The 20434-nt window shown below is 60.3% G+C and carries 26 protein-coding genes and 1 tRNA gene; 12 read left to right on the forward strand and 15 right to left on the reverse strand.

The window, feature by feature from the left end; all coding sequences use genetic code 11:
* Positions 1–9: 9 nt before the first annotated feature.
* The 4 genes from V7650_RS05615 to V7650_RS05630 form a co-directional block, all read right to left on the reverse strand.
* On the reverse strand, positions 10–141 hold the full coding sequence (locus tag V7650_RS05615; RefSeq protein WP_335655259.1) for a hypothetical protein: 132 nt from the start codon (positions 139–141) through the stop codon (positions 10–12).
* Between the two features lie 72 nt (positions 142–213).
* Entirely contained in the window at positions 214–618 is a 405-nt protein-coding gene (locus tag V7650_RS05620; RefSeq protein ID WP_335655260.1) for a YidH family protein, read from the reverse strand.
* A 120-nt stretch (positions 619–738) separates the two neighbouring features.
* On the reverse strand, positions 739–924 hold the full coding sequence (locus tag V7650_RS05625; protein WP_335655261.1) for a PLD nuclease N-terminal domain-containing protein: 186 nt from the start codon (positions 922–924) through the stop codon (positions 739–741).
* A gap of 37 nt (positions 925–961) precedes the next feature.
* The gene (locus tag V7650_RS05630; protein WP_335655262.1) at positions 962–1402 is read right to left on the reverse strand and encodes a PA2169 family four-helix-bundle protein; all 441 of its coding nucleotides are present in this window, start codon (positions 1400–1402) and stop codon (positions 962–964) included.
* 132 nt (positions 1403–1534) lie between these two features.
* Here V7650_RS05630 and V7650_RS05635 point away from each other — a divergent pair, with 132 nt between their 5' ends.
* Complete coding sequence (locus V7650_RS05635; RefSeq protein ID WP_335655263.1) at positions 1535–2938, forward strand: mechanosensitive ion channel domain-containing protein; 1404 nt, start codon at positions 1535–1537, stop codon at positions 2936–2938.
* 100 nt (positions 2939–3038) lie between these two features.
* Positions 3039–3464, forward strand: a complete 426-nt coding sequence (locus V7650_RS05640; protein ID WP_335655264.1) for a BLUF domain-containing protein — start codon at positions 3039–3041, stop codon at positions 3462–3464.
* A 99-nt stretch (positions 3465–3563) separates the two neighbouring features.
* On the opposite strand, the gene V7650_RS05645 is transcribed toward V7650_RS05640, so the two are convergent.
* Complete coding sequence (locus V7650_RS05645; protein WP_335655265.1) at positions 3564–3779, reverse strand: hypothetical protein; 216 nt, start codon at positions 3777–3779, stop codon at positions 3564–3566.
* A gap of 227 nt (positions 3780–4006) precedes the next feature.
* Between V7650_RS05645 and V7650_RS05650 the strand changes: the two genes are divergently transcribed.
* Positions 4007–4171 (forward strand): NepR family anti-sigma factor, encoded by a 165-nt coding sequence (locus V7650_RS05650; protein WP_335655266.1) that lies wholly within the window; start codon positions 4007–4009, stop codon positions 4169–4171.
* Positions 4168–4758 (forward strand): sigma-70 family RNA polymerase sigma factor, encoded by a 591-nt coding sequence (locus V7650_RS05655; RefSeq protein ID WP_335655267.1) that lies wholly within the window; start codon positions 4168–4170, stop codon positions 4756–4758. The genes V7650_RS05650 and V7650_RS05655 overlap by 4 nt, the downstream gene beginning before the upstream one ends.
* 138 nt (positions 4759–4896) lie before the next feature.
* Here V7650_RS05655 and V7650_RS05660 read toward each other — a convergent pair whose 3' ends face one another.
* On the reverse strand, positions 4897–5682 hold the full coding sequence (locus tag V7650_RS05660; RefSeq protein ID WP_335655268.1) for a response regulator: 786 nt from the start codon (positions 5680–5682) through the stop codon (positions 4897–4899).
* Between the two features lie 165 nt (positions 5683–5847).
* Here V7650_RS05660 and V7650_RS05665 point away from each other — a divergent pair, with 165 nt between their 5' ends.
* Complete coding sequence (locus V7650_RS05665) at positions 5848–6138, forward strand: DUF883 family protein (protein ID WP_335655269.1); 291 nt, start codon at positions 5848–5850, stop codon at positions 6136–6138.
* A 93-nt stretch (positions 6139–6231) separates the two neighbouring features.
* Here the strand turns inward: V7650_RS05665 and V7650_RS05670 are convergent, their stop codons facing one another.
* Positions 6232–6717: a pyridoxamine 5'-phosphate oxidase family protein gene (locus V7650_RS05670; protein ID WP_335655270.1), complete on the reverse strand. Its 486-nt coding sequence runs from the start codon at positions 6715–6717 to the stop codon at positions 6232–6234.
* 146 nt (positions 6718–6863) lie between these two features.
* Between V7650_RS05670 and V7650_RS05675 the strand changes: the two genes are divergently transcribed.
* The 5 genes from V7650_RS05675 (at position 6864) to V7650_RS05695 (ending at position 10879) form a co-directional block, all read left to right on the forward strand.
* Positions 6864–8375, forward strand: a complete 1512-nt coding sequence (locus tag V7650_RS05675) for a sensor histidine kinase (RefSeq protein WP_335655271.1) — start codon at positions 6864–6866, stop codon at positions 8373–8375.
* Positions 8375–9112, forward strand: coding sequence for a Crp/Fnr family transcriptional regulator (locus V7650_RS05680; protein WP_335655272.1), 738 nt, complete (start codon positions 8375–8377; stop codon positions 9110–9112). The genes V7650_RS05675 and V7650_RS05680 overlap by 1 nt, the downstream gene beginning before the upstream one ends.
* A 67-nt stretch (positions 9113–9179) precedes the next feature.
* The gene (locus tag V7650_RS05685) at positions 9180–9410 is read left to right on the forward strand and encodes a hypothetical protein (RefSeq protein ID WP_335655273.1); all 231 of its coding nucleotides are present in this window, start codon (positions 9180–9182) and stop codon (positions 9408–9410) included.
* Positions 9411–9842: 432 nt separating this feature from the next.
* The gene (locus V7650_RS05690) at positions 9843–10292 is read left to right on the forward strand and encodes a hemerythrin domain-containing protein (protein WP_335655274.1); all 450 of its coding nucleotides are present in this window, start codon (positions 9843–9845) and stop codon (positions 10290–10292) included.
* A gap of 29 nt (positions 10293–10321) precedes the next feature.
* Positions 10322–10879, forward strand: coding sequence for a DUF421 domain-containing protein (locus V7650_RS05695; protein ID WP_335655275.1), 558 nt, complete (start codon positions 10322–10324; stop codon positions 10877–10879).
* Positions 10880–10897: 18 nt separating this feature from the next.
* Here V7650_RS05695 and V7650_RS05700 read toward each other — a convergent pair whose 3' ends face one another.
* The 3 genes from V7650_RS05700 to recJ form a co-directional block, all read right to left on the reverse strand.
* Positions 10898–11659: an NRDE family protein gene (locus V7650_RS05700; RefSeq protein ID WP_335655276.1), complete on the reverse strand. Its 762-nt coding sequence runs from the start codon at positions 11657–11659 to the stop codon at positions 10898–10900.
* Positions 11660–12110: 451 nt separating this feature from the next.
* Positions 12111–12185, reverse strand: a tRNA-Glu gene (locus V7650_RS05705).
* A gap of 111 nt (positions 12186–12296) precedes the next feature.
* Complete coding sequence (recJ, locus tag V7650_RS05710; RefSeq protein ID WP_335655277.1) at positions 12297–14063, reverse strand: single-stranded-DNA-specific exonuclease RecJ; 1767 nt, start codon at positions 14061–14063, stop codon at positions 12297–12299.
* 64 nt (positions 14064–14127) lie between these two features.
* Here recJ and V7650_RS05715 point away from each other — a divergent pair, with 64 nt between their 5' ends.
* Positions 14128–14619: a flavodoxin family protein gene (locus V7650_RS05715; protein WP_335655278.1), complete on the forward strand. Its 492-nt coding sequence runs from the start codon at positions 14128–14130 to the stop codon at positions 14617–14619.
* On the opposite strand, the gene V7650_RS05720 is transcribed toward V7650_RS05715, so the two are convergent.
* The 3 genes from V7650_RS05720 to glpX are packed head-to-tail and all read right to left on the reverse strand — an operon-like array spanning position 14616 to position 17455.
* Positions 14616–15203, reverse strand: coding sequence for a uracil-DNA glycosylase family protein (locus V7650_RS05720; protein ID WP_335655279.1), 588 nt, complete (start codon positions 15201–15203; stop codon positions 14616–14618). The two genes, V7650_RS05715 and V7650_RS05720, sit on opposite strands and share 4 nt — an antisense overlap.
* 21 nt (positions 15204–15224) lie before the next feature.
* On the reverse strand, positions 15225–16469 hold the full coding sequence (locus tag V7650_RS05725; protein WP_335655280.1) for an alpha/beta hydrolase: 1245 nt from the start codon (positions 16467–16469) through the stop codon (positions 15225–15227).
* Between the two features lie 11 nt (positions 16470–16480).
* Positions 16481–17455, reverse strand: a complete 975-nt coding sequence (gene glpX / locus V7650_RS05730) for a class II fructose-bisphosphatase (RefSeq protein WP_335655281.1) — start codon at positions 17453–17455, stop codon at positions 16481–16483.
* A gap of 61 nt (positions 17456–17516) precedes the next feature.
* On the opposite strand from glpX, the gene V7650_RS05735 reads away from it, so the two are divergent.
* Positions 17517–17999 (forward strand): hypothetical protein, encoded by a 483-nt coding sequence (locus V7650_RS05735; RefSeq protein ID WP_335655282.1) that lies wholly within the window; start codon positions 17517–17519, stop codon positions 17997–17999.
* On the opposite strand, the gene V7650_RS05740 is transcribed toward V7650_RS05735, so the two are convergent.
* Both V7650_RS05740 and V7650_RS05745 read right to left on the reverse strand, forming a co-directional pair.
* On the reverse strand, positions 18000–19298 hold the full coding sequence (locus V7650_RS05740) for a homoserine dehydrogenase (protein ID WP_335655283.1): 1299 nt from the start codon (positions 19296–19298) through the stop codon (positions 18000–18002).
* A gap of 85 nt (positions 19299–19383) precedes the next feature.
* Positions 19384–20229, reverse strand: coding sequence for a hypothetical protein (locus V7650_RS05745; RefSeq protein ID WP_335655284.1), 846 nt, complete (start codon positions 20227–20229; stop codon positions 19384–19386).
* Between the last annotated feature and the right edge of the window lie 205 nt (positions 20230–20434).

A 20434-nucleotide genomic window follows, 5' to 3' on the forward strand; every position in this document is an offset into this window, starting at 1 on the left:
CTTCAGGGTCTAGAGAGAGGAGCGTGCAACCGGGCTATCGTTTGCGGATTCCGGCTGGTTCTTGTCCTGGATCTTCTTGATGATGATGCGCGCGGCCATTGAAACCACACCCGCTGCAATCGTCCTGATAATGAAACGCATGTCACTCTCCTTGTCATGATATCCTATGCCAAACAAACCCGCGACAGGGGATTTGGTTGCCTCGGCCCACGCTCAGCTGCGAAAGTCCATCATCCAGATCGCAACAATGAGCGTCACTGCACCGGTCCCCATCAGCCCCGAAATGATCCGCATATTGGTCGGCTTGACCGGTGTCGCGTGATGGCAATTGAGTCGGCCCTGCACGGCGCAACCATTGCGCTGCGCCACCCAGAAAATGAAGATCCCGATGATCATGAATATCGAGGCGATGGCCTTGGGCACCCAGAATGGTTCAAGCTTGCCAAACAGGGCGTTGAAGCCCAGCCCGATCCCGACCGCGGCCAGGCCGGTGCGCATCCATCCGGCGAACGTTCGCTCGTTGGCCATGATGGTCCGGTCCTCCGCCCATTCGGTGCGGTTTTCGGCCAGATCCGTGCGCTCGTTGGCGAGGTTATTTTTGGATTGCTTGTCTGTCATGTTCCTGCAGATGCCGCATGGGCGCGGCCGATAACGAAAAAGCTCCGATAGCCGGCCGCAAGGGGCCGGATACCGGAGCGATATGGTAGCGCCAGCTATGTGCCATGCGCTTCAATCCGTTCAGATAGCCCGCGCCGAGCCTCTGGGTCCGATAAAGAACCAGATGATGAGACCGACAACCGGCAAGATCAGAATGACCAGAGACCAGATAATCTTGGCACCGGTCGAAGAGCCGCTTCCCCAGATGCTGATCAGCGCCCAGATGTCCAAAGCCAAAATCAGTAGGCCGATAATTCCATATTCCATGATAGTTTCCCTTGTTTAAGTTCGTTCGGTCGCCTGCTCAGGCGGTCTCTTCCAGATGGTCGATAAGCCGGCCATCGGCCCGCAGTTCCCCCTGAAAATTGCTGAGCAATGATTTGCTGGCAGGAGACAATTCGCTCCGTTCCAGCGCCTGCTCGAAGGTCATCCTGAGATGTTCTTCTCCGGTCTCGACCGCTTCGATCGCCGCCTCGTCATTGTCCTGGATCGCGGCACTGATCTTCATGAACACGCGGTGTGCCGATGCCAATATCGTGCCGTCATCTTCAGGTTTGCCGCCAAGTGTAACGATCTCGTTGCGGACCGCCGCAGCCATCGCCCGGCGCGCTGCGGCACGGCGGGTGAAAAAGTTCTGAAAAGTATCGCGCTTGGCAATTTCGGCCGCCTTCTCATATCCATCCGTAGAGTCTATAAGCGACTCCAGAACGTCATTCAGTATTGCGATCTCGGGTGGATGTTTCATATTGTCCCTCATCTTTATCTATATTGATTGATAAACATCGCAGAGCCATCCGGGTTCCCAATTATATTTTACCTGGGCGGAGGAACTTTTGTTATTCTGCCGAGTATGGCAGCGTTGCGGATTGGAAATGAAATGACCACTTATCGCCGGCTCGTGGCCATTGCCTGCCTGGCCATTGCCGCCATGGTATTCGCCGCAGCGCCTGGATTGGAACAGCGAGCGCTGGCGCAACTGAACCCTGCGGAATCGGCCGCCCAGCCTGCCACTCCTGAACCCCTGATCGAGCCGTCCCCGGAGGGCACCGCGGCGCAAGACGCGGTCATCGCGGCGCGGCTGCGCGGGATTTTCCGGGAGATCAACGGGCTCGAAAATGTCAGGGTCGCTGCCGACGCGGGCGTGGTGCGCCTGTCCGGGCTGGTACCCGACGATGCTGCAGCGAACCGCGCCGAAGCCATTGCGCAGCGCGTATCAGGGGTGGTGACGGTGGAGACGCAGTTGCAACGCGACCTGTCCGTTGGCGGCAATGTGGAGCCGGTGGTCGACAAGTTTGAGGCCAGCCTGCAGAATTTCCTCTCGGCGCTCCCGCTGATCGGCATCGCGCTGGCGGTTGCCATCCTGTTCGGGCTGGCGGGTCATGTGCTGGCGTCCTTCTCGCGATTTTGGCAACGGGTAACGCCCAATATTTTCCTGGCCGACCTGGTCGCCGGGGCCGTGCGCGTGGTTTTCATCCTCGTCGGCATATTCATTGGCCTCGACATTCTCGACGCGACGGCGTTGCTCGGAGCTGTGCTAGGCGGTGCCGGGGTGATCGGCCTTGCCGTTGGCTTTGCGCTGCGCGACACGGTCGACAATTACATGTCCAGCATCATGCTCAGCATTCGGCAGCCGTTTCGGGCCAACGATCATGTTCTGATCGGCGAACGGGAAGGGCGCGTGGTTCGCCTGACCTCGCGCGCGACCATATTGATGACGCTTGATGGCAACCATTTGCGCCTTCCCAACGCGACCGTGTTCAAGGCCGAAATTCTCAACTATTCCCGCAATCCGCAGCGCCGCTTCAGCTTCGAACTGGGGGTGGACGCCGATGATGACCCGGCAGCCGCGATCGAGACCGGGCTGCGCGCGATCAACGGTCAGGACTTCGTGCTGAACGAGCCGGAAGCGACGGCGGAAATCAAGGAAGTGGGCGATTCCAACATCCTGATCAGCTTCCACGGCTGGGTCGACCAGCGCAACAGCGATTTCCTGAAGGCGAGGGGCGCGGCGATCCGGGTCACCAAGAACGCGCTGGAGGAATGCGGCTTCGCCCTGCCGGAACCGATATACCGTCTGCGGTTCGACAACGCAGCGCCGCAGCTTGCCGAGGCTAGGCCGGTACAGAAGGCAGGTGGCTCGACGCCCTTACAGAAGGAGATGAAGCCGTCGCCGAACATGCTTGATGTTTCACCCGAGGATCATGTCGAGAGACTGGTCAACTCGGAACGATCGGACGACGGGTCGGCCGACTTGCTGGACGACCGCCAACCGGTCGAATGATCGTAAACGGCGTTAACTTATGTTATAGCAAGACGCCGCCAAGTCAGATAAATGTCTTTGTTCATGAGGTTGGGCAACCGCCGAAAACAGAAAGTCCGATGTGCCCCACTCCCAAATCACCTCTCTCATTTATGTGAGCACCGCCAGGGCCGGTCTTAATCACGACGATTTTAAAACGATAATCTCGGTCGCGCGGCGCAACAACGAGCGTTGCGGCGTGACCGGGCTGATCCTGTTCAACGGCTTCAACTTCATGCAGTGCATCGAAGGCGAAAAAGGGACCACCAATGATCGCCTGCATGCCATCCGGCTGGATGAACGGCACAGCGGCATGGCGGTCATTGACCAGCGTCAGTCGTCCGGCCGGCAATTTGCACCGTGGCATATGGCGGCATTTTTCGTATCGCCGCAGGCCGACCACAATCCGACCGCGCTCGCCGAAATCCTGGCGGGCGAAACGGTTGCCGAGCCTACCAGAATGTTTTTCCAGAACTTCCTGACCCTCGGGGCGAAGGCCGCCTACTAGCCGGGTTTTCTGCCAGGCTGGGTGACAGAAAACAGGCATCGCCCCTCGGGTTAATTTCGGTTCGTCACGCCGCGCTGGCCGGACATCTTCCGGATCAATTCAGTGGTCCGCCTCGCCATTGGCGGCGGCGCGTCGCGCCTTCTCCAGTTCGGCCGCTTCGTCACCGTCCAGTGCCTTTGCCGCTTCCTTGGCTTTTCCTTCCACATCTCCGTGCTCGGCAAATTCGTGCTGGGCGTCCTGAAAGCGCCTTGAGCCTTCGCGGCTTCCTTCGCCTTCCATTTTCAGGCCGGATTCACTTTTCTTGCTGTCGGTCATTTTGATATCTCCGCTGTTCAAAGCCGTTCAAGAGGCCAACCCGCGTTGGTAAATAATGTTCCACATCGTTGGACATTATTAACAATAATTTATATGCAACCTTTAGGATCATCAGGTGTTCTGTCTTCACGCAATCAAATACGAGGCATGTTTTGGCCAGCCCAGACAAAAATCAGAACGATTCATCGGAACCTGGTGAGGAAACAAAGCAGTCAAAGGACATGCCCGTGAAAAGCAAGGATGACATGCAGCAGCGATTGGGCCTTGGATTAAAGAACATGTACCTGAGCGTTCTCGACGAACCGCTCCCGGACGACATGCTGGCGCTTCTCGACGAGCTGGATGTGGACGATGGCGACGAGTCCGAACCCGGTGGGTCTGATCCTGCATGAGTAAGCAAGAGGCGCTCTCGCCCGCGCAATTCAAAAAGGAACTGACGGAAGCCATTCCGCATCTGCGCGCGTTCGGGCGCAGCCTTTCCGGCGACCGCGATGTTGCCGACGATCTGGTTCAGGACACGCTGCTCAAGGCGTGGGGCGCACGGGACCGGTTCATCGCCGGGACGTCGATGCGCGCATGGACCTTCGTCATCCTGCGCAACACCTTCTTTTCGAGCATGCGCCGCAAGAAATTCACCGCCAACTATGACGAACTGGTTGCCGAGCGGATATTGTCCGCGCCCGCGCCGCAGCAGGAACCGTTGCATCTCGCGGACCTGCAGCGGGGCCTGATGGAGCTGTCCGATGACCAGCGCGAGGCGATCATTCTTGTCGGCGCGGGTGGCTATTCCTACGAGGAAGCGGCCGAGATCGCCAATTGCGCCGTCGGCACGATGAAGAGCCGGGTTTCGCGCGCGCGCAAGACGCTGGAGGTCATTCTGGAAGAAGGACGCTTCACATCCGCCTCCGAGGGGCACGGCAATCTAACTGCAACCGCGCTCGAGAACATCATCGGGGCGGTCGAAAAGATCGCACCCTGAAGGCACCGCGCTTGTCGCGTGCCCAAGACCCTCTGCCTCTGGCAGGCGGTCGCTTATCCTGAAAAAACAGAGGCGTCAGACGGGTCCCGTGAGGAACCGGCCTGACGCCCGCTGCGCATGGTCTGTGGCGGCGTCGCTCTAGCGTTGGGCCTCCTGCTCCGCCGTTGAAAAGAACAGTGCCTGGCTGATCGCGGCGCGGATCGCGTTGGGCTGAAACGGCTTGGTGATCAGGAAGGTCGGCTCGGGCCGCTCTCCGGTCAGCAGCCGTTCCGGGAAGGCGGTTATGAAAATCACCGGAACCGAGATTTCCTCCAGAATATCCTTCACCGCATCGATGCCGGAGCTGCCGTCTGCAAGCTGGATGTCGGCCAGGACCAGAGTAGGCTTGGCCTTGGCAACCGCTTCCAGCGCGCCCTTGTGGGTCGTCGCCGTACCGCAGACATGATGTCCGAGCCCGGACACGATCTGCTGCAGTTCCATCGAGATCAGCGCCTCGTCCTCGATGATCAGGACGTCGGACCTGATTTCCTTGTCGATTTCGGCGATGGCGTCTTCGAGCAGGCCGTTGATGGAGTTTTCACCGACGTCGGCAATTTTCGCGACATCGCTGATCGAAAAACCCTCCAGCGCGGTCAGCAGCAACACCTGCCGGCTGATCGGCGGGATGGCATTGAGATGACTCTGCGCAGTGTTGTCGTCCGGGTCGTCTGCCACGCCGACATGGGCGCTTTCCCAAATGCCCGAGAAAATCCGGTACAGATGGACCCTGACATTGTCATCATTGGCGAGGGACTGTGGATCGGCAATTATCGCCTCGAGGGTGGCCTTGACAAAAGTATCACCGCTTTTCTGACTTCCCGTCAAAGCCCGCGCATAGCGTCTCAGATAGGGAAGATGCGGCTTCAGACTTTCAGCTAATGACATATGTTATATCTCCGTGATGCGCTCCAAACGCATGAAATAAAAAAGGGTTCCGCAACATTTTAGCCTGACTGGCGATGTTGGAAAGGGTCAATTTGCGTCTGCACCGGAACCATTTGGGCTGTTGATCGTAGACAGTACAGTAAACAGAAGATGGAGCAAAATGAAATGACAGGCAATTATTCGGAAGAAATGGGCGCGGTGAAATCGGACCTTCAGACGCTGAAGGAAGATTTGGCAACTTTGACGAAATCCGTCAAGGCGGACGCTCAGGCCAATGCACTTGAGCTGCGGGCGAACGCGAAAACGAAATTCGACGCTGCGCGCAGCAACGCGATCGAGGCAGGCACCAAGGGCCGCAAGAAGGCGCGCACCACCATCAAGGAAAATCCGATCGTCAGCATCGCGGCAACCGCCGGACTGGGACTGATCGTCGGCGCCATGATGGCGCGCCGCTAGGGCGACAATCCATTCACGACAAGCAACGAAGGGCGAGAAATGCGCATTTCTCGCCCTTCGTAATTATTGTTGGGAGTTGCAAGACAGGGGGGGTTAGGACATGTTGACGGATTTGTTGGTTCCCATATCGGGTTTTTCGTTGGTGACATTGGCCTTGGCCAGCTGCCAAGCCTGTACCAGCGAGGACGTCGGTGATGACCAGAATTCCGCCATCTCCGGTTTGAAGCGGATTGCCGCAACCTTGGGATCATCCTTTTCGCATTGCAGCCAGGCCTTGGCCCACGGGCCCCACAGGTCGTCGATCTTGTCGGCGTCTCTGTTCACCAGCGAGGTGCCGGTAATTGAAATATAGGCTTCCTTCTCGGGGCAGGCATAGGTCAGATTGCTGGTCCGGTCTTCTGCGATCTCTTCGACCTTTTCCGAATGGCTTTCGGTGAGAAACCATATTTCCCCACTGTCCCGGTACAATTTTCCGGTCATCGGACGACTGCGGAGCTCGTCATCGGTCTCGGTCACCAGCATCGCCGTCCCAATATCCTCAATCAATTCATATAATTCTTCACGATCATCGCTATTCATGCCAAAGTCTCCTTGGGTATCATTTTCGGTGCAGGCGCCATGAACAATCTACGCGTTGCTTGGCTTTATGGTTCCGCACGGATGCAACAAGATCGGGAGTCAATCGTTTGCCCTTCGACGGTTTCAGGGTGGGGTAAGGAATACAGATGAACGCGGGAAATCAGATGAACAGCGCATCGGAGCTGAAACGGGAGGCTGACCGGCTGGCGACCTTGTTCAGCTATCAGGCGCTGGAAAAGGCGCCGGAAGATGCGTTCTCCCGAATAACGCGGCTGGTGGCGGACATCTTTTCCGCACCTGTCGCATCCATCTCGCTCGTCGATGCGGATAGCGAGTGGTTCAAGTCGTCGGTAGGTTTCAGCACTCTCCGGGCGGATCGCCGGGTTTCAATTTGTGCGCGATCGATCGACAGCGGGGAGCCAATGGTGGTCGAGGACGCTTCGGCCGATCCGCGATTTCTCAACAATCCGCTGGTTAGCGGCGATCCGGCAATCCGCTTTTACGCCGGGGCGCCGCTGATCGCACCCAATGGCACAATTCTGGGAGGCCTGTGGATTGCCGACACGTCGCCGCGGTTCCGGATAACCAAGAACCAGATGAACCAGCTCAAAAGTCTCGCAGACATCGTGATGAGCGAAATGGAGCTGAGCCGCGAGATCGGTTTGCGCGAGCTGGCGCAGAGAAACGCCGCGATCGCCCGCTCGAACCTCGATCTCACGCTGGCGCTCAGCGATATCGCCAGCTTTCGCATCGACCTCGAAAGCGGCCTGATCGAATGGGGCGGTGCCTATATGAAAATATGGGGGCCGGATGCCGGCGAAGCGGCCTCCGAAGTGGAATCCGCGCTCGAGCGGGTGCATCCCGAAGACCGGGATTCGGTGCGCGCGGCAATGAGCGCGGCGGCGGACGACAATGAAAAGTTCGAAGCCCGGTTCCGGATCGTGCTGCCATCCGGAGAAATCCGGTGGATCGAGGGATATGGCGATTATCTGGAGTCCAACGGCCGGCCGACGCTGACCGGCATCAACAAGGACATCACCCATTCGGTTGACCAGGAGGAGCAGCTCAAGCTCCACACGCGGGAATTGCATCACCGGCTGCGCAATCTTTTCGCGACGCTCCAGTCGATCATGACACTGACAAAGGGCTCGGCCACGTCCATCGATGACTATATCGAGCGGATCCACAGTAGGCTGAACGCCCTCAACCGTGCCCAGCAAATCCTGCTGGATACCAATTTCGTGACCGGATCGTTCGTCGCGCTGATACGGGATTTGTGCAACACCTATCCGCGGATCAGCTGGTCCGGGCCCGAAATCATTCTGCCCGAGAACGCGATGGTTTCGATCTCGCTGGTGCTGAACGAATTGTCTACCAATGCCGCGAAATATGGGGCGTTGACGAACGAGGCAGGCCGGGTGAAGATAGACTGGCACATTGAGACCGCCGAGGAGGGGCCGGATATGGTCATACTGACATGGTCGGAAAGAGACGGGCCGGCGCTGGAGGCTGCCCCTGGCGCAGCCGGCTTCGGATCGTCGCTGATCGACCACAGCATAACCCGCAATCTGCGCGGAGAAATCAAGCGGGAATGGAACCGCGACGGGCTCCAGTGCTCGATCGTTTTTCCTGCCCCCGAAGAACAGGAACTCGGTTAGTGGCGCGCAAGTCGTTGCTCCGGCGTATATCCTTTTATGCCGATCTGGACGAAGCCGATCAGCAGGTCATCATGCAGATCGAGGGGCGGGAGCAGCAGTTCGATAAAAACACCGAAATCGTCGATGCAGGACAGGAACTGGAAAGCTTGCTGATCGTCAAGGAGGGCTGGGCGATCCGCTACAAGACGCTTGAGGACGGTCGGCGTCAGGTCCTCAATGTGCTGTTGCCCGGGGACATGTTCGACCTTCAGGTCCTGGTGGCGGCAGAAGCCGACCATTCGGTCAAAACGGTGACCAGCCTGACCGGCCTGTCGGTCCGCCCGTCGGTCTTTCGCAAGTTGCTGACCGAGTCCGGAAAACTGACTCTCGCCTTCTGGTGGATGCAGGTCCAGGAGGAGGCCTTTCTGCGCGAACAGATCGTCCGCAACGGCAAGCAGACGGCGCGCGAGCGGATCGGGCATTTCCTGCTCGAGCTGCACCGGCGGGTGCTGATCACGGGTTCGGGCAGCGTCGACGGCTTTCGCGTCCCGCTGACCCAGACCGTTATTGCCGACGCCCTGGGCCTGACGCCTATTCACACCAACCGGGTGCTGCGCCAGCTTGAACGCGACGAACTGCTGGAGCGAACCAATGGCTGGATCCTGTTCAAGGACCAGGCACGGCTGGCCGAGATCAGCCAGTTCGATTCCAGCTATTTTCATCTCGATGCGTTTCGCATGCGGCTGGGCCGGGGATAAATTTAACGTGCATTGGAACCTGATAGCCGATAGTGCGTTTTCTGTATCGAACCATTGAAGGGAATTCATGATGAAGAAATTTGCAATTGCAGCAGTAATGACAGCTGGACTGGCACTCACCGGTTGCGAAGCGAATGTTACGGAAGAAGGCGAAATGCCTTCGATGGACGTTGATGTTTCTGGCGACGCCGGCAAGATGCCTGAAGTCGATGTCGATACGGCTGACGTCGAAGTCGGTTCGGAAGAAGTCACCGTCGACGTTCCCGACGTTGATGTGACCATGCCTTCGGAAGAATAAGCTCTGCATCGCAGACGCAAGAAAATGGCCAGGCATTATGTCCTGGCCATTTTTTTGCCCGGTGCAATCCTGATGGCACGCGCGGCGTTGGTCAGTATTTCACGATGGCAGGATGGAAAGGTCGGGAAAGGTGGCTGGAAAAGGTTCGCTTCGGTAAACGGGGGGCATACTATCGCGCACGTTTTCCAGCCAGTTTTCAGGGAATGCATGCACCGCAGGGTGGCGGGTGGGCATCCATTCGCTTTATCAAACCCTCTCCCGGACAATTGGTTGCAACGGTTCGAAATTTTTTTTCCGGGTTATTTTTGGTGTCGCGAACCTGTCCCTTTCTCTTCCGGTTCGGAGGGTCGCGAGGACCGTGCGCGATCGCCGAACTGCAACCAATGGCAGGTTCATGCGTCTTCAGGACAGCAAATGACCAATGGAGACTGTATGACCGATATCTTTACCCGCCTGAAGCAGGATCACGACCGCCACCGCGAGATGCTTGACCATGTCGCCGACACCAGCGGCGACACGAAAGACCGTCGCGATTCCTTCGAGAAGCTGCGCATCGACGTTTCTGCGCATGCCAATGCCGAGGAACAGTCGCTCTATGCCGAAATGCTGGCCCGCCCCGATCTCCAGGACAAGGGCCGTCATTCCGTTGCCGAGCACAAGGAGGCCGAGGATTATTTCGAAGAGCTGGTCGACATGGAATTCAGCAGCACCGGCTGGCTGACCCGGTTCAAGACGCTCAAGGAGCGGCTCGAACATCATATGGACGAGGAAGAGAACGAGATTTTTGCGGCCGCCAAAAAGGATCTCAGCAAGGAACGGGCCGAAGAGCTGGCGAAAATCTTCAACGAGCGCAAGCCGGTGGAGAAGAAGGAAGTTGCCTGAGCCAATCCTGCCTTTTGCGGACATATTGAATGTTGAATGAGTGGGTCAGCACTGGCTGGGCGCAAGTGGGTCTGATCGCGCTGTCCGCCACCGGCATGTACGTGACGGTGATTCTGCTGACCCGGATCGCTGGCGTCCGAAGCTTTTCCAAGATGAGCGGCTTCGACTTTGCCGTCACGGTCGCGATCGGCTCGGTGCTGGCCTCTGTGATCACCAGCAAGGATCCGCCGCTTGCCAGCGGGGTCGCTGCGCTGATCTGCCTGTTTGCCCTGCAGATCGGCATGGCCATCCTGCGCAGCCGGTTTCCCGGTCTGCAGATGCTGGCGGACAACAAGCCCCGGCTGATCATGATCGGCCGCGAGGTCCAGCATGATCAGCTGAAAAAAGCGAAGATGACCGAGAACGACTTGTGGGGAAAATTGCGCGAGGCCAACGCCTTCGATTTTTCGCAGGTCCTGGCGGTTGTTGCCGAGACCACCGGAGATGTCTGTGTCCTGCATGCGACAGGTCAACAGCAGGAAATCGATCCGAAGCTGCTGGAGGGCGTGATAGCGGGTGACCGCTACACGAAGCGCGCGCGCCCGTAGCCCGTCAACCGGCCCCTCTCATAGGGGCCAGCGAAAGCGCAGACAGTCCTCACCGGTTACGGTCGCCGCGGCGTCGAAACGCCGTTCCCGGATCCATCCCGCGCCCGTCCGGTCGATCGCCAGCACCGTGCTGCAGCGAGTGCCATAGACGGGGTTGTCGATGAAGATAGCGGAACTGGCTGGCTCCAGCGGTGCCGGCGGGCCGGGCAGCGCTGCCGCCGCACGCGGATAGCTTTTTCGGCTGGCCAGGGCGTCGAGCAACGGGCCGGGTTCTTCCGTGCCCTCTTCCAGCCAGTTGGCGAGCGCCCGGTTGAGCGTCGCGGCCTTGGGCCACGGGCGGTCCAGCGGGCCGTTCGTCAGGCCATGGATGCCCGGCGCCAACCGCCGGCTGACCGGTTCGGGGCGATTGCTGTGGAGCCGCGCTTCGCCGTGCGCAACGGTCACCAGATTGAACGGGTTGAACGCGGCAAAGGGTGCTGCGTCCAGATTCGCATAATCGCCTTCGCCGGTCAGGAAATCCTTCAGCAGATCGCCGCGCGAGGCGCGGCTGCTGTCGGGCGGACCATGGCCTGCCAGATTGGTCACCGCTGCAAAGCGGCCGCGCTCCGAAACCCCGAGCCATGTGCCGCCGGCCTGGATATCCCGGCCCGCAAGCAGATGCCGATGGTCCGGCCAGCGTTCGAGCGCCGCCGCTGGCCGCGCGTGCATCTCGTCCCGGTTGCCGATCGCGACCAGCTGCCAGCGGGGATGGGCCTGCCAGGCGAGGGAAATGATGCACATGGGCTGGGCCATAGCAAAAGCCGGATGCTTTGCGAACAGATTGTCCGGCGGATCCCGGCCGGTGCGGATCCGGTCCCTGACCCCTGCAACCCAGGGACCAGCATCACCCTGGAAACAACGCCCGTATCGAAGGCGAACATCCTTTCCTACAGCCCCCCGATCATGCCATAATTGCCGTATGAATGTCCTGAGTTTGGCCTGTACGGAGGCCAGCACTCCGGCAGTCGAAACGAAAGGTCACACTACGGAAGGGGGCGGGGGTGCAAAACCCGCGCTTTTCCGGGTGATATGGCTTAAAGTCACGGAAATAAATAAATCCGTTCCGTGTAAAGCGGATGAGGGAAGGGAAACGGCAATGACGGGACAAGCGCGCTCGGCCGGTTGCAGGACAACTGCAGGGTTGTCACAGCGTCGGGCGCAAGCGCCATCACTAAATTCTCTGGGAGAATGATGGTGACCCCTACGGGAATCGAACCCGTGTTTCAGCCGTGAAAGGGCCGCGTCCTAACCGCTAGACGAAGGGGCCATACCAATTGCCGGTCGGCGAGCCACGGCCATTAGGGGGGTCACCGGCATTGGTCAACCCTCTTTTCGCCGGAAATTCCGAGCCATTTGCTGACGCGCCGCTGTTGTGCGCTCAATCGGCCCAGGCCGCATCCTCGAGGTGCAGTTCCGCCGCGGGGCGGCTGCCCCAGTCGTCGATCTTGGCGCGGCCTGCGATCCACAACTTGCGTCCGCGCGGCGCGTGGAGCAGCGCCTGGCCGAGGTCGCTTTCGGCGGCGCGAAAGGCAATGGTCTTGATCGACGCGCCGTCATCCCCGCCGACGACCATCCGGACATGGTCGGTGCCAACGACGTCACACTTGATGATTCGCACCGGCCCGGTGGCGATGCGCGGTGCCGGCCAGCCCATGCCATAGGGACCGGCGCCGTCCATAGCCTCGACCATCAGCGGATTGACGCCCTTCGGCGACAGCACCGCGTCGAGCAGCAGCGCCTTGCCGTCCTGCGCCTTGCCGACGCTGTCCGCCAGCCGGTCGTTGAGAAATTCGGAAAAGGCATCGACCCTGTCCGCCGCGATGGTGATGCCCGCCGCCATTGCGTGGCCGCCGCCGGCGATCAGCAGGCCGCTGTCCTTGGCGGCAATGATTGCGGCACCGAGATCGATCCCGGCGATCGAGCGGCCGGAGCCCTTGCCGATGCCCTGGTCATCCAGCGCGATGATGATCGCGGGGCGGTTCAGCTTCTCCTTGATCCGGCCGGCGACGATGCCGATGACGCCGGGGTGCCAGCCTTCCGACGACAGCACCGCCACCGCCTGGTTCTGTTGCGAGGAACACATCGCGTCCGCCGCCTCAAGCACATGCGCCTCAATCGCCCGCCGTTCTTGGTTGAGATGGTCAAGCTCGGCAGCAATCGCTGCTGCTTCCTCCGGGTCCTGCGAGATCAGCAGGCGGACGCCGAGATCGGACTTGCCGACCCGGCCACCCGCGTTGATTCGCGGGCCAAGGGCAAAACCGAGGTCCGAGCATATCGGCGCGCGCTTCAGCCGGCTGGCGTCGATCAGCGCCGCCAGCCCGATATTCTGGCGCCCGGCCAGCACCTTCAGCCCCTGCGCGACAAAGGCGCGATTGAGACCGCGCAGCTGGGCGACGTCGGCGACCGTCCCCAGGGCTACGATATCGAGCAGCTCGAGCAGTTTCGGCTCCGGGCGGTTGGCGAAATAGCCCTGGCCGCGCAATGTCCGGACCAGCGCCGCGCCGAGCAGGAAGGCCATGCCGACGGCAGCGAGATGGCCGTGTGCCGCGCCGGCATCGCTCTCGTCGAGCCGGTTGGGATTGACCAGCGCCACGGCCCTGGGCAACTCGGCGGCACATTTATGATGGTCGACCACGATCACCTCGACCCCGGCCTTGTGGGCCATGTCGAGCGCTTCGAAGGCCATTGCGCCGCAATCGACGGTGACGACCAGATTGCTGCCCTGCTCGCCCAGCCGGACCAGTGCTTCGCCCGACGGGCCGTAGCCCTCCATCAGCCGGTCAGGAATGTAATAGCCGGCCTCGAGCCCCAGGTCCCGGAGCAGGCGGATCAGCAGCGCCGCGCTGGTCGCGCCGTCGACATCATAGTCGCCGAAAATCGTCACCTTCTCCTGGTTGCGAATCGCGTGGCTCAGGCGGTCAGCGGCGGCGTCCATGTCCCGAAAGACCGACGGGTCGGGCATGAAGCCGCGGATGGTCGGTTCGCGGTTGACCGCCAGCGTCTCGCGACTGGCACCGCGGGCCAGCAGCAACTGGGTAACCAGATCATCCGGCTGGAATCCGGGATCCCGCGCGTCGGCGCTGGTGCTGCGCCAGCGCCAGCTCTGGCCGGACAGGGAATTCTCGACGTTCAATACTGCCTTCATGGTCCGCGCTATGCGGGAATCCGGCGCCGCTGACAATCGGTCAGTTGGCTGCTAGGAGATCGGGATGAAAAGGCTATTGATCGTCTATTACAGCTATACCGGCGGCACCGAACAGATGGCCAGGGCCGCGGCGGACGCGGGGCGCGGAGAAGAAGGCACGGACCTTCGCCTGATGCGCGCCGAGGATTGCCAGCCGGAGGACCTGCTCGCTGCCGACGGCTATATTTTCGCGACCCCGGAAAATCTCGCGGCAATCGCCGGGGTGATGAAGGCGTTTTTCGATCGCTGCTATTATCCGGTGCTCGGCAGGATCGAGGGACGGCCCTATGGCGCGATGATCTGCGCCGGGTCGGATGGCGAGAATGCGCAGCGACAGCTCGAACGGATCGCGACCGGCTGGCGGCTGAAACGGGTGATTGATTCGCTGATCGTCTGTACCCATGCGCAGACCGAAGAGGCCATTATGGCACCGAAGACGATCGGCGATGACGATCTTGCCTCTTGCAGGGAAACCGGGGCGACCCTGGCCGCCGGCCTGGCCATGGGCGTCTTCTAGATCAGCCCCTTGACCCGCTCGCGAAGGACGGGAAGGATCTCGTCCTCGAACCAGGGATTGGCGCGGAACCAGCGGATGTTGCGCGGGCTGGGGTGGGGCAGGGGCAGCAGATCGGGCCAGAATTCGCGCCAGCGTCGCACGGTTTCCGTCAGGGTCTTCGACCGGGAATCTCCGATATGCCAGTCGAGCGCATATTGTCCCAGGACAAGGGTCAGCTCGATCGCCGGCATCGCCTGCAGCAGCGGTTCGCGCCAGGCCGGCGCGCATTCCGGCCGGGGCGGCAGATCGCCGCCGGTCCCGGTTCCGGGATAGCAGAAACCCATCGGCAGGATCGCGAAGAGATCCGGATCGTAGAATTGTGCTTCGCTGACCCCCAGCCAGTCGCGCAGACGCTTGCCGCTCGCATCGTCAAACGGCCGTCCCTTGGCGTGGGTCTTGCTGCCCGGTGCCTGGCCGACAAGGAGGATCCGGGCACCGGCAGAAGCCTGCAAAATCGGCTTGGGTCCGAGCGGCAGTCCGGTGCAGATGGTGCAGGACCGGACGGTTGCCACCAGCTTATCCAGATCGCGGGAATTGCTCGGCATCGATTCGCAATATTCTGGAGGTCACGGGCCGGTCTCGCGATGGCAGGCCGAGACGTGGTCCGGTTCCGGACCATCGGGGTCCGGGACCAGCGCGAAAACATGGGCTAGTCGGGTCGGCTGCCGCGCATTGGCCTTGCTGGCCGTGCCGTTGATGACCGCAGCAAAATCAGAACAGGCGAGGGCGCTGCGCAGATAGTCGCTGTGACCGATCTGACCGCGGCTGACAGCGGTGGTGTCGACGATGGTCAGGCCGCTCTTCTCCGGCTCCGTGTCATATCGTGTCTTGGCGGCATAGCACCGTTCGGGATATCCCTGCGCACGCAACGATTCCGCCTCGAACGGATTGAAGCAATCGGGGCGTCCCAGCCGGGGATAGCCGTGAAAATTGTAAGACAGACCAAGCGCCCGGTCCTTGGCTGACACATAGACCGTGATCCGGCGGTCATTGTTGACCCGGCGCATCGTCAGCACGGTCTCGGCGATGTCGCGCTCGAAATCCTGACGGTCGATGTCCGGCGCGGCAAGAATGATATTGGAGATGTTGCTCGAATCGGCATTGCTGCTGTTGCGGTCGACAAATTCGATCGCCGGGATCGCCAGCCGCACACCCAGGGAATGGGCCACAAGGATGATTTCCTTGGTCCATGGTTGCTGCGCCAGCTTGATCAGAAAGCTGCGGAACTGGCGTTCGTTATAATACATGTTGGTTTCGTCGGCGGCATATTTCAGTAACTCGCCCTGCGAGGGCCAGCTGTAATGCACCATCGGTATGTCCAGCCCGGCAAGCCGGGCGATCTGCGCGCTGTCGCGGGCGCTGGTGAAAAAGGTCTCGCGAAAGCCGTGGACGTAGAGCAGGATGCGGCCATCCCGCTTCTGGGTTGCCGCTGCCAGATCATCCCACCATTGCTGGTCGTTGTTCATCACCATCGGGATGCGCTTCTGCGTCTTCACCTTGCCCTTCGCGTCGGTGATGTCCATGTCGGCGGGATCGCCGAAGCGCGCGTAGCGAATGACATCGCTTCGCTGGCTGAGCAGTTCGACCGGTTCGGTGCGGCAGTCGGGCAAGCGGCTGATGACGGCAAAATAGGGTTTGCCCGCCAGTTCGTCGGCCGGCTGTGTCCCCGGCCGGCAACGATCGTTTGCTATATAGTCGCTATGCGGGATCGGCCCATATTGAACGGGCGAAATGCAGGCCGTCAGCAGGAAGGGCAAAAGCCACAGGCCCAGGCGCAATTTTCTCGCCTGGCCTGCAAATCTGTCCCGCACGGTCCTGTGCATCAGGTCTTACGATGTTCGCTCTTGACCCAGCGCACCGTGCCCGACGACGCGCGCATCACGACGCTTTCGGTGGTCATCTTGCCGCCGCGCAGTTTCTTGACGCCTTCCAGCAGCGAACCATGCGTTACCCCGGTCGCGGCAAAGATCACGTCGCCCTTGGCGAGTTCCTTCAGATCATAGATCTTGTCGAGGTCCTCGATGCCCCATTTATAGGCCCGCTGGCGTTCGTCGTCATTGCGGAACAGCAGGCGTCCCTTGAACTGGCCACCGACGCAGCGCAACGCGGCTGCCGCAAGCACGCCTTCCGGTGCGCCGCCGCTGCCCATATACATGTCGACCGTCGTGTCCTCGTCCGACGTCGCGATGACCCCGGCAACATCGCCATCGGGAATCAGCATGATGCCGCAGCCGATGCCGCGCAGTTCGGCAATGATCTTTTCGTGCCGCGGCCGATCAAGAACGCAGACGATGATTTCCGATGGCTCCACACCCTTTTCCCTGGCAACGGCCGTGACATTTTCGGTAACCGACTTGTCGAGATCAATGATGCCGGGCGAATAGCCGGGTCCCACGGCGAGCTTGTCCATGTAGACGTCCGGTGCATTCAGCAGATTGCCCTTTTCCGCGATAGCCAGAACGGCCAGGGCGTTGGCGCCCGCCTTCGCGGTGATCGTCGTGCCTTCCAAAGGATCAAGCGCGATGTCGATGGCCGGTGCTTTTCCCTCGCAGCCGCAGCCGACCTTTTCGCCGATATACAGCATCGGGGCCTCGTCGCGTTCGCCTTCGCCGATGACCACGGTACCGCATATGTCGAGCTCGTTGAGGGCTGCGCGCATCGCTTCGACGGCAGCGGCATCCGCCGCCTTTTCGTCACCGCGACCAATCAGATTCGCTGCCGATATTGCCGCCGCTTCGGTGACGCGGACCATTTCCATGACGAGTACACGGTCCAATATGTCGCTTGCTTTGGGCATTTTTTCGGTTAGTCCTTCTGTAGGGTGTAATTTCAATTCCCGATAGGCGAGCAATATTGCAATGTCGAGACAGGTTTTCCCAATCCTCCTGATGACATCGTCGGCGGCGCTTGCCCAGCCGGCGGACTCCGGTGACCGCACCCGTCAGCTGCTGGAAAATGCTAGGCAACTGGCTGCCGTCGATGCGGATGGCTGCCTGCTTTATAATCCGACCGACGAGATCGTGGTATGCGGAATGCCGGCGATCGATCGCCTGCAACGGCTGCCGTTTCCCTCGCTGACCAAAGAATCGGGACAAAGAACAAGCGAGCCTTTGCCCAAGGGAAACCCGGAAATTGTCCAGCAGGGGCGCTGCTACGTGACGATGAACGAGCGCAACTGCTTCAAGGGTCTGTCGATAGTGAGCGTCGGTTTCGGCGGCGACGGGAGCGGCGTGGGCGGAGCAGCAGGCCGCGTCTGGCAAGCCGTTACACCCACAATTTCGGACGAAGATTATGTGAAGCAGGCGATGGTCAGGCCGCTGGCTCCCGCCAACCCCGATTGATCAGTCCTGATCGCTCAGCAAGTGCATGACAACCGGGGCGGCCTGCAGGCTGGTTGAGCTGGACAGCGCCGCAAGGCTCTTGGCGACATTGCACTCGCGGCTGTCATGGGTGACCATGGACAGCAGCACCGAACCTTCTTCCGTTTTCTCGGTCTGAATGAGGCTCTCGATCGAGACATCGGCGTCGCGCATGGCCGCCGTGATTTCCGCGAGAACCCCCGGCCTGTCTGCGACGATGAAGCGGACGTAGCTTTTGCCCACCCGATTGCCACTCTCGGCCCGTTCGCAGCTTTGCATCTGGCTCGCCGGGGCGGCAAAGACGGTGCCTGCGTCGCCGCGGGCAATGTCGATAAGGTCGGCGACCACGGCAGAGGCGGTTGGTCCTTCGCCGGCGCCGGCACCCTGGAACATCAGGCGTCCGGAAAAATTGCCTTCTGCCACCACGGCGTTGGTCGATCCTTCAATATGCGCCAGCGGATGGTTTTCAGGAACCAGATAGGGGTTGACCCGCTGGAACAGCTTGCCGTCATCAATCCGCGCCATGCCGAGCAGGCGGATGCGATAGCCCAGCGCCTTGGCCTGGCCGATATCCGCTGCCATGATATTGCGAATGCCGTCAATTTCCACGCCTTCGAAGTCGAGCGCTTTGCCAAAGGAAAGCGCCGCCAGGATCGAAAGCTTGTGGGCCGCGTCGATACCGTCGATGTCAAAACCGGGGTCGGCTTCGGCATAGCCGATATCCTGCGCTTCCTTGAGAACATCGTCAAAGGCGTGCCCGTGCTTTTCCATCTCGGTGAGGATATAATTGCAGGTGCCGTTGAGAATGCCATAGACCCGCTCGATGCGATTGGCCGAGGCACCATCGCGCAGCCCCTTGATTACCGGGATGCCTCCGGCAACGGCGGCTTCGTAGCGCAGCGACAGATTGCCGGTTTCCGCTGCCTTGGCCAGTTCCATCCCGTGATGGGCGATCATCGCCTTGTTGGCGGTGACGAAGGATTTTCCGGCGGCCAGGCTTTTACGCGCGAGCTCGAGCGCCGTGCCATCGGCGCCGCCGATCATTTCCACCACGCAGTCGATATCCGCGTGGTCGGCGAGCGCTTCAGGCTCGTCGCACCAGGAATAGTCGGACAGATCAATACCACGGTCGCGGTTCCGATCCCGGGCGGAAATGGCCCCGATCACGATAGGGCGGCCGGCCCGCTGGGCGATCATGGCGCCATTTTCCTCGATCAGCCGGATAACGCCGGTTCCGACGGTACCCAGTCCGGCGAGCGCGATGCGAAGCGGAGCAGTCATTATTATTGGCCTCTTTGCGATTCATATGAGATGGATGGCGCCTTATTAGCGCCGCCCTGCGTGAATGCCAGTACTAGTTCTGGGGTCAGGGTTGACGGGATCGCGGGCAGCTGCCGAGATCGTTGAGTACCATCTGATAGTCGCTGCGCGCCTGCTGGTCATTGGCCGGCGTGTCGCCCGCCAGCGCCTTGGCGGGCAGCTGCCGCGGCATGAAACAGGCCAGGCGATACCAGAGCAGGCTGTTGCGGACGGGCGCACGGGCTGCCTCGTCGACAATTTCTCCCAGGGACACGGCCCAGAATTTGCGCTGGCCCTGGCGTTTGAGCACGGTGATAGAAATCGGCGAGCCGTCTTCGGTCTCCATGAAGATCTGGGTCTCGCCTTCCCCGATCACGGTCCCGGGAACATGAAAGGCGCTTGCAATGCGCGAGATCGCCGGGGCTGCGTTCGGGTCGACCAGTTCGCGGACCACGGAACGGACCCGCTGCTCGCGGCTTGGCGTCCATTCAACCTGCGCGTCCTTGGCAACCAGCTGGACATTGTCGCCACCGCCACCGCCACCGGCCGGGCGCCGAGCGAAAATAATGAACGCCTGCTTCTTGATCTTGGGCGCGCGTCCCCGCGCGTCGAGGGGCAAATCGACGACATAGCGAATCGTTTCACCGACCCCGCCCTGGCCACGAATCAGTGCGTTGGTAGCGCCGATGATATAGTAGCGCTGCGTCCCGGGAGGCGCATTTGGGGCCCGTTCTGAATCGACCTTTATTGCTTCCTTGACCGTGATATGAATAATGATAGGTGCCTGCGCGCTCAGGTCGGCTATGTCCGCATATTGCAGCGGATCAGCGTCTTCCATGGTCTGCGAGAAAGCTGGAAATACAACAATCTGGGTGGAAACCAGGGCGAAGACAAACATCAACAAGGAGCGCATGATTTTCTCTGAAAAAAATTTAAAGGATGCCGGGGTGTAGGCTTCATTATGGGGCGATAACAGCTTAATCGACCCTGAACTAACAAAGCGATTGCCTGCTTCGAACTAGCACGTTAAAACAAATTTAAGACAGCTTTCAAGCGAACGAAAAGTGGTCATGGGGATAAAGGGTCGCGAAGGTTTTCAAGCCTCTCGTTCTTTGATT

The organism is Parasphingorhabdus sp. (assembly GCF_036964565.1).
Taxonomy (GTDB): Bacteria; Pseudomonadota; Alphaproteobacteria; order Sphingomonadales; family Sphingomonadaceae; genus Parasphingorhabdus.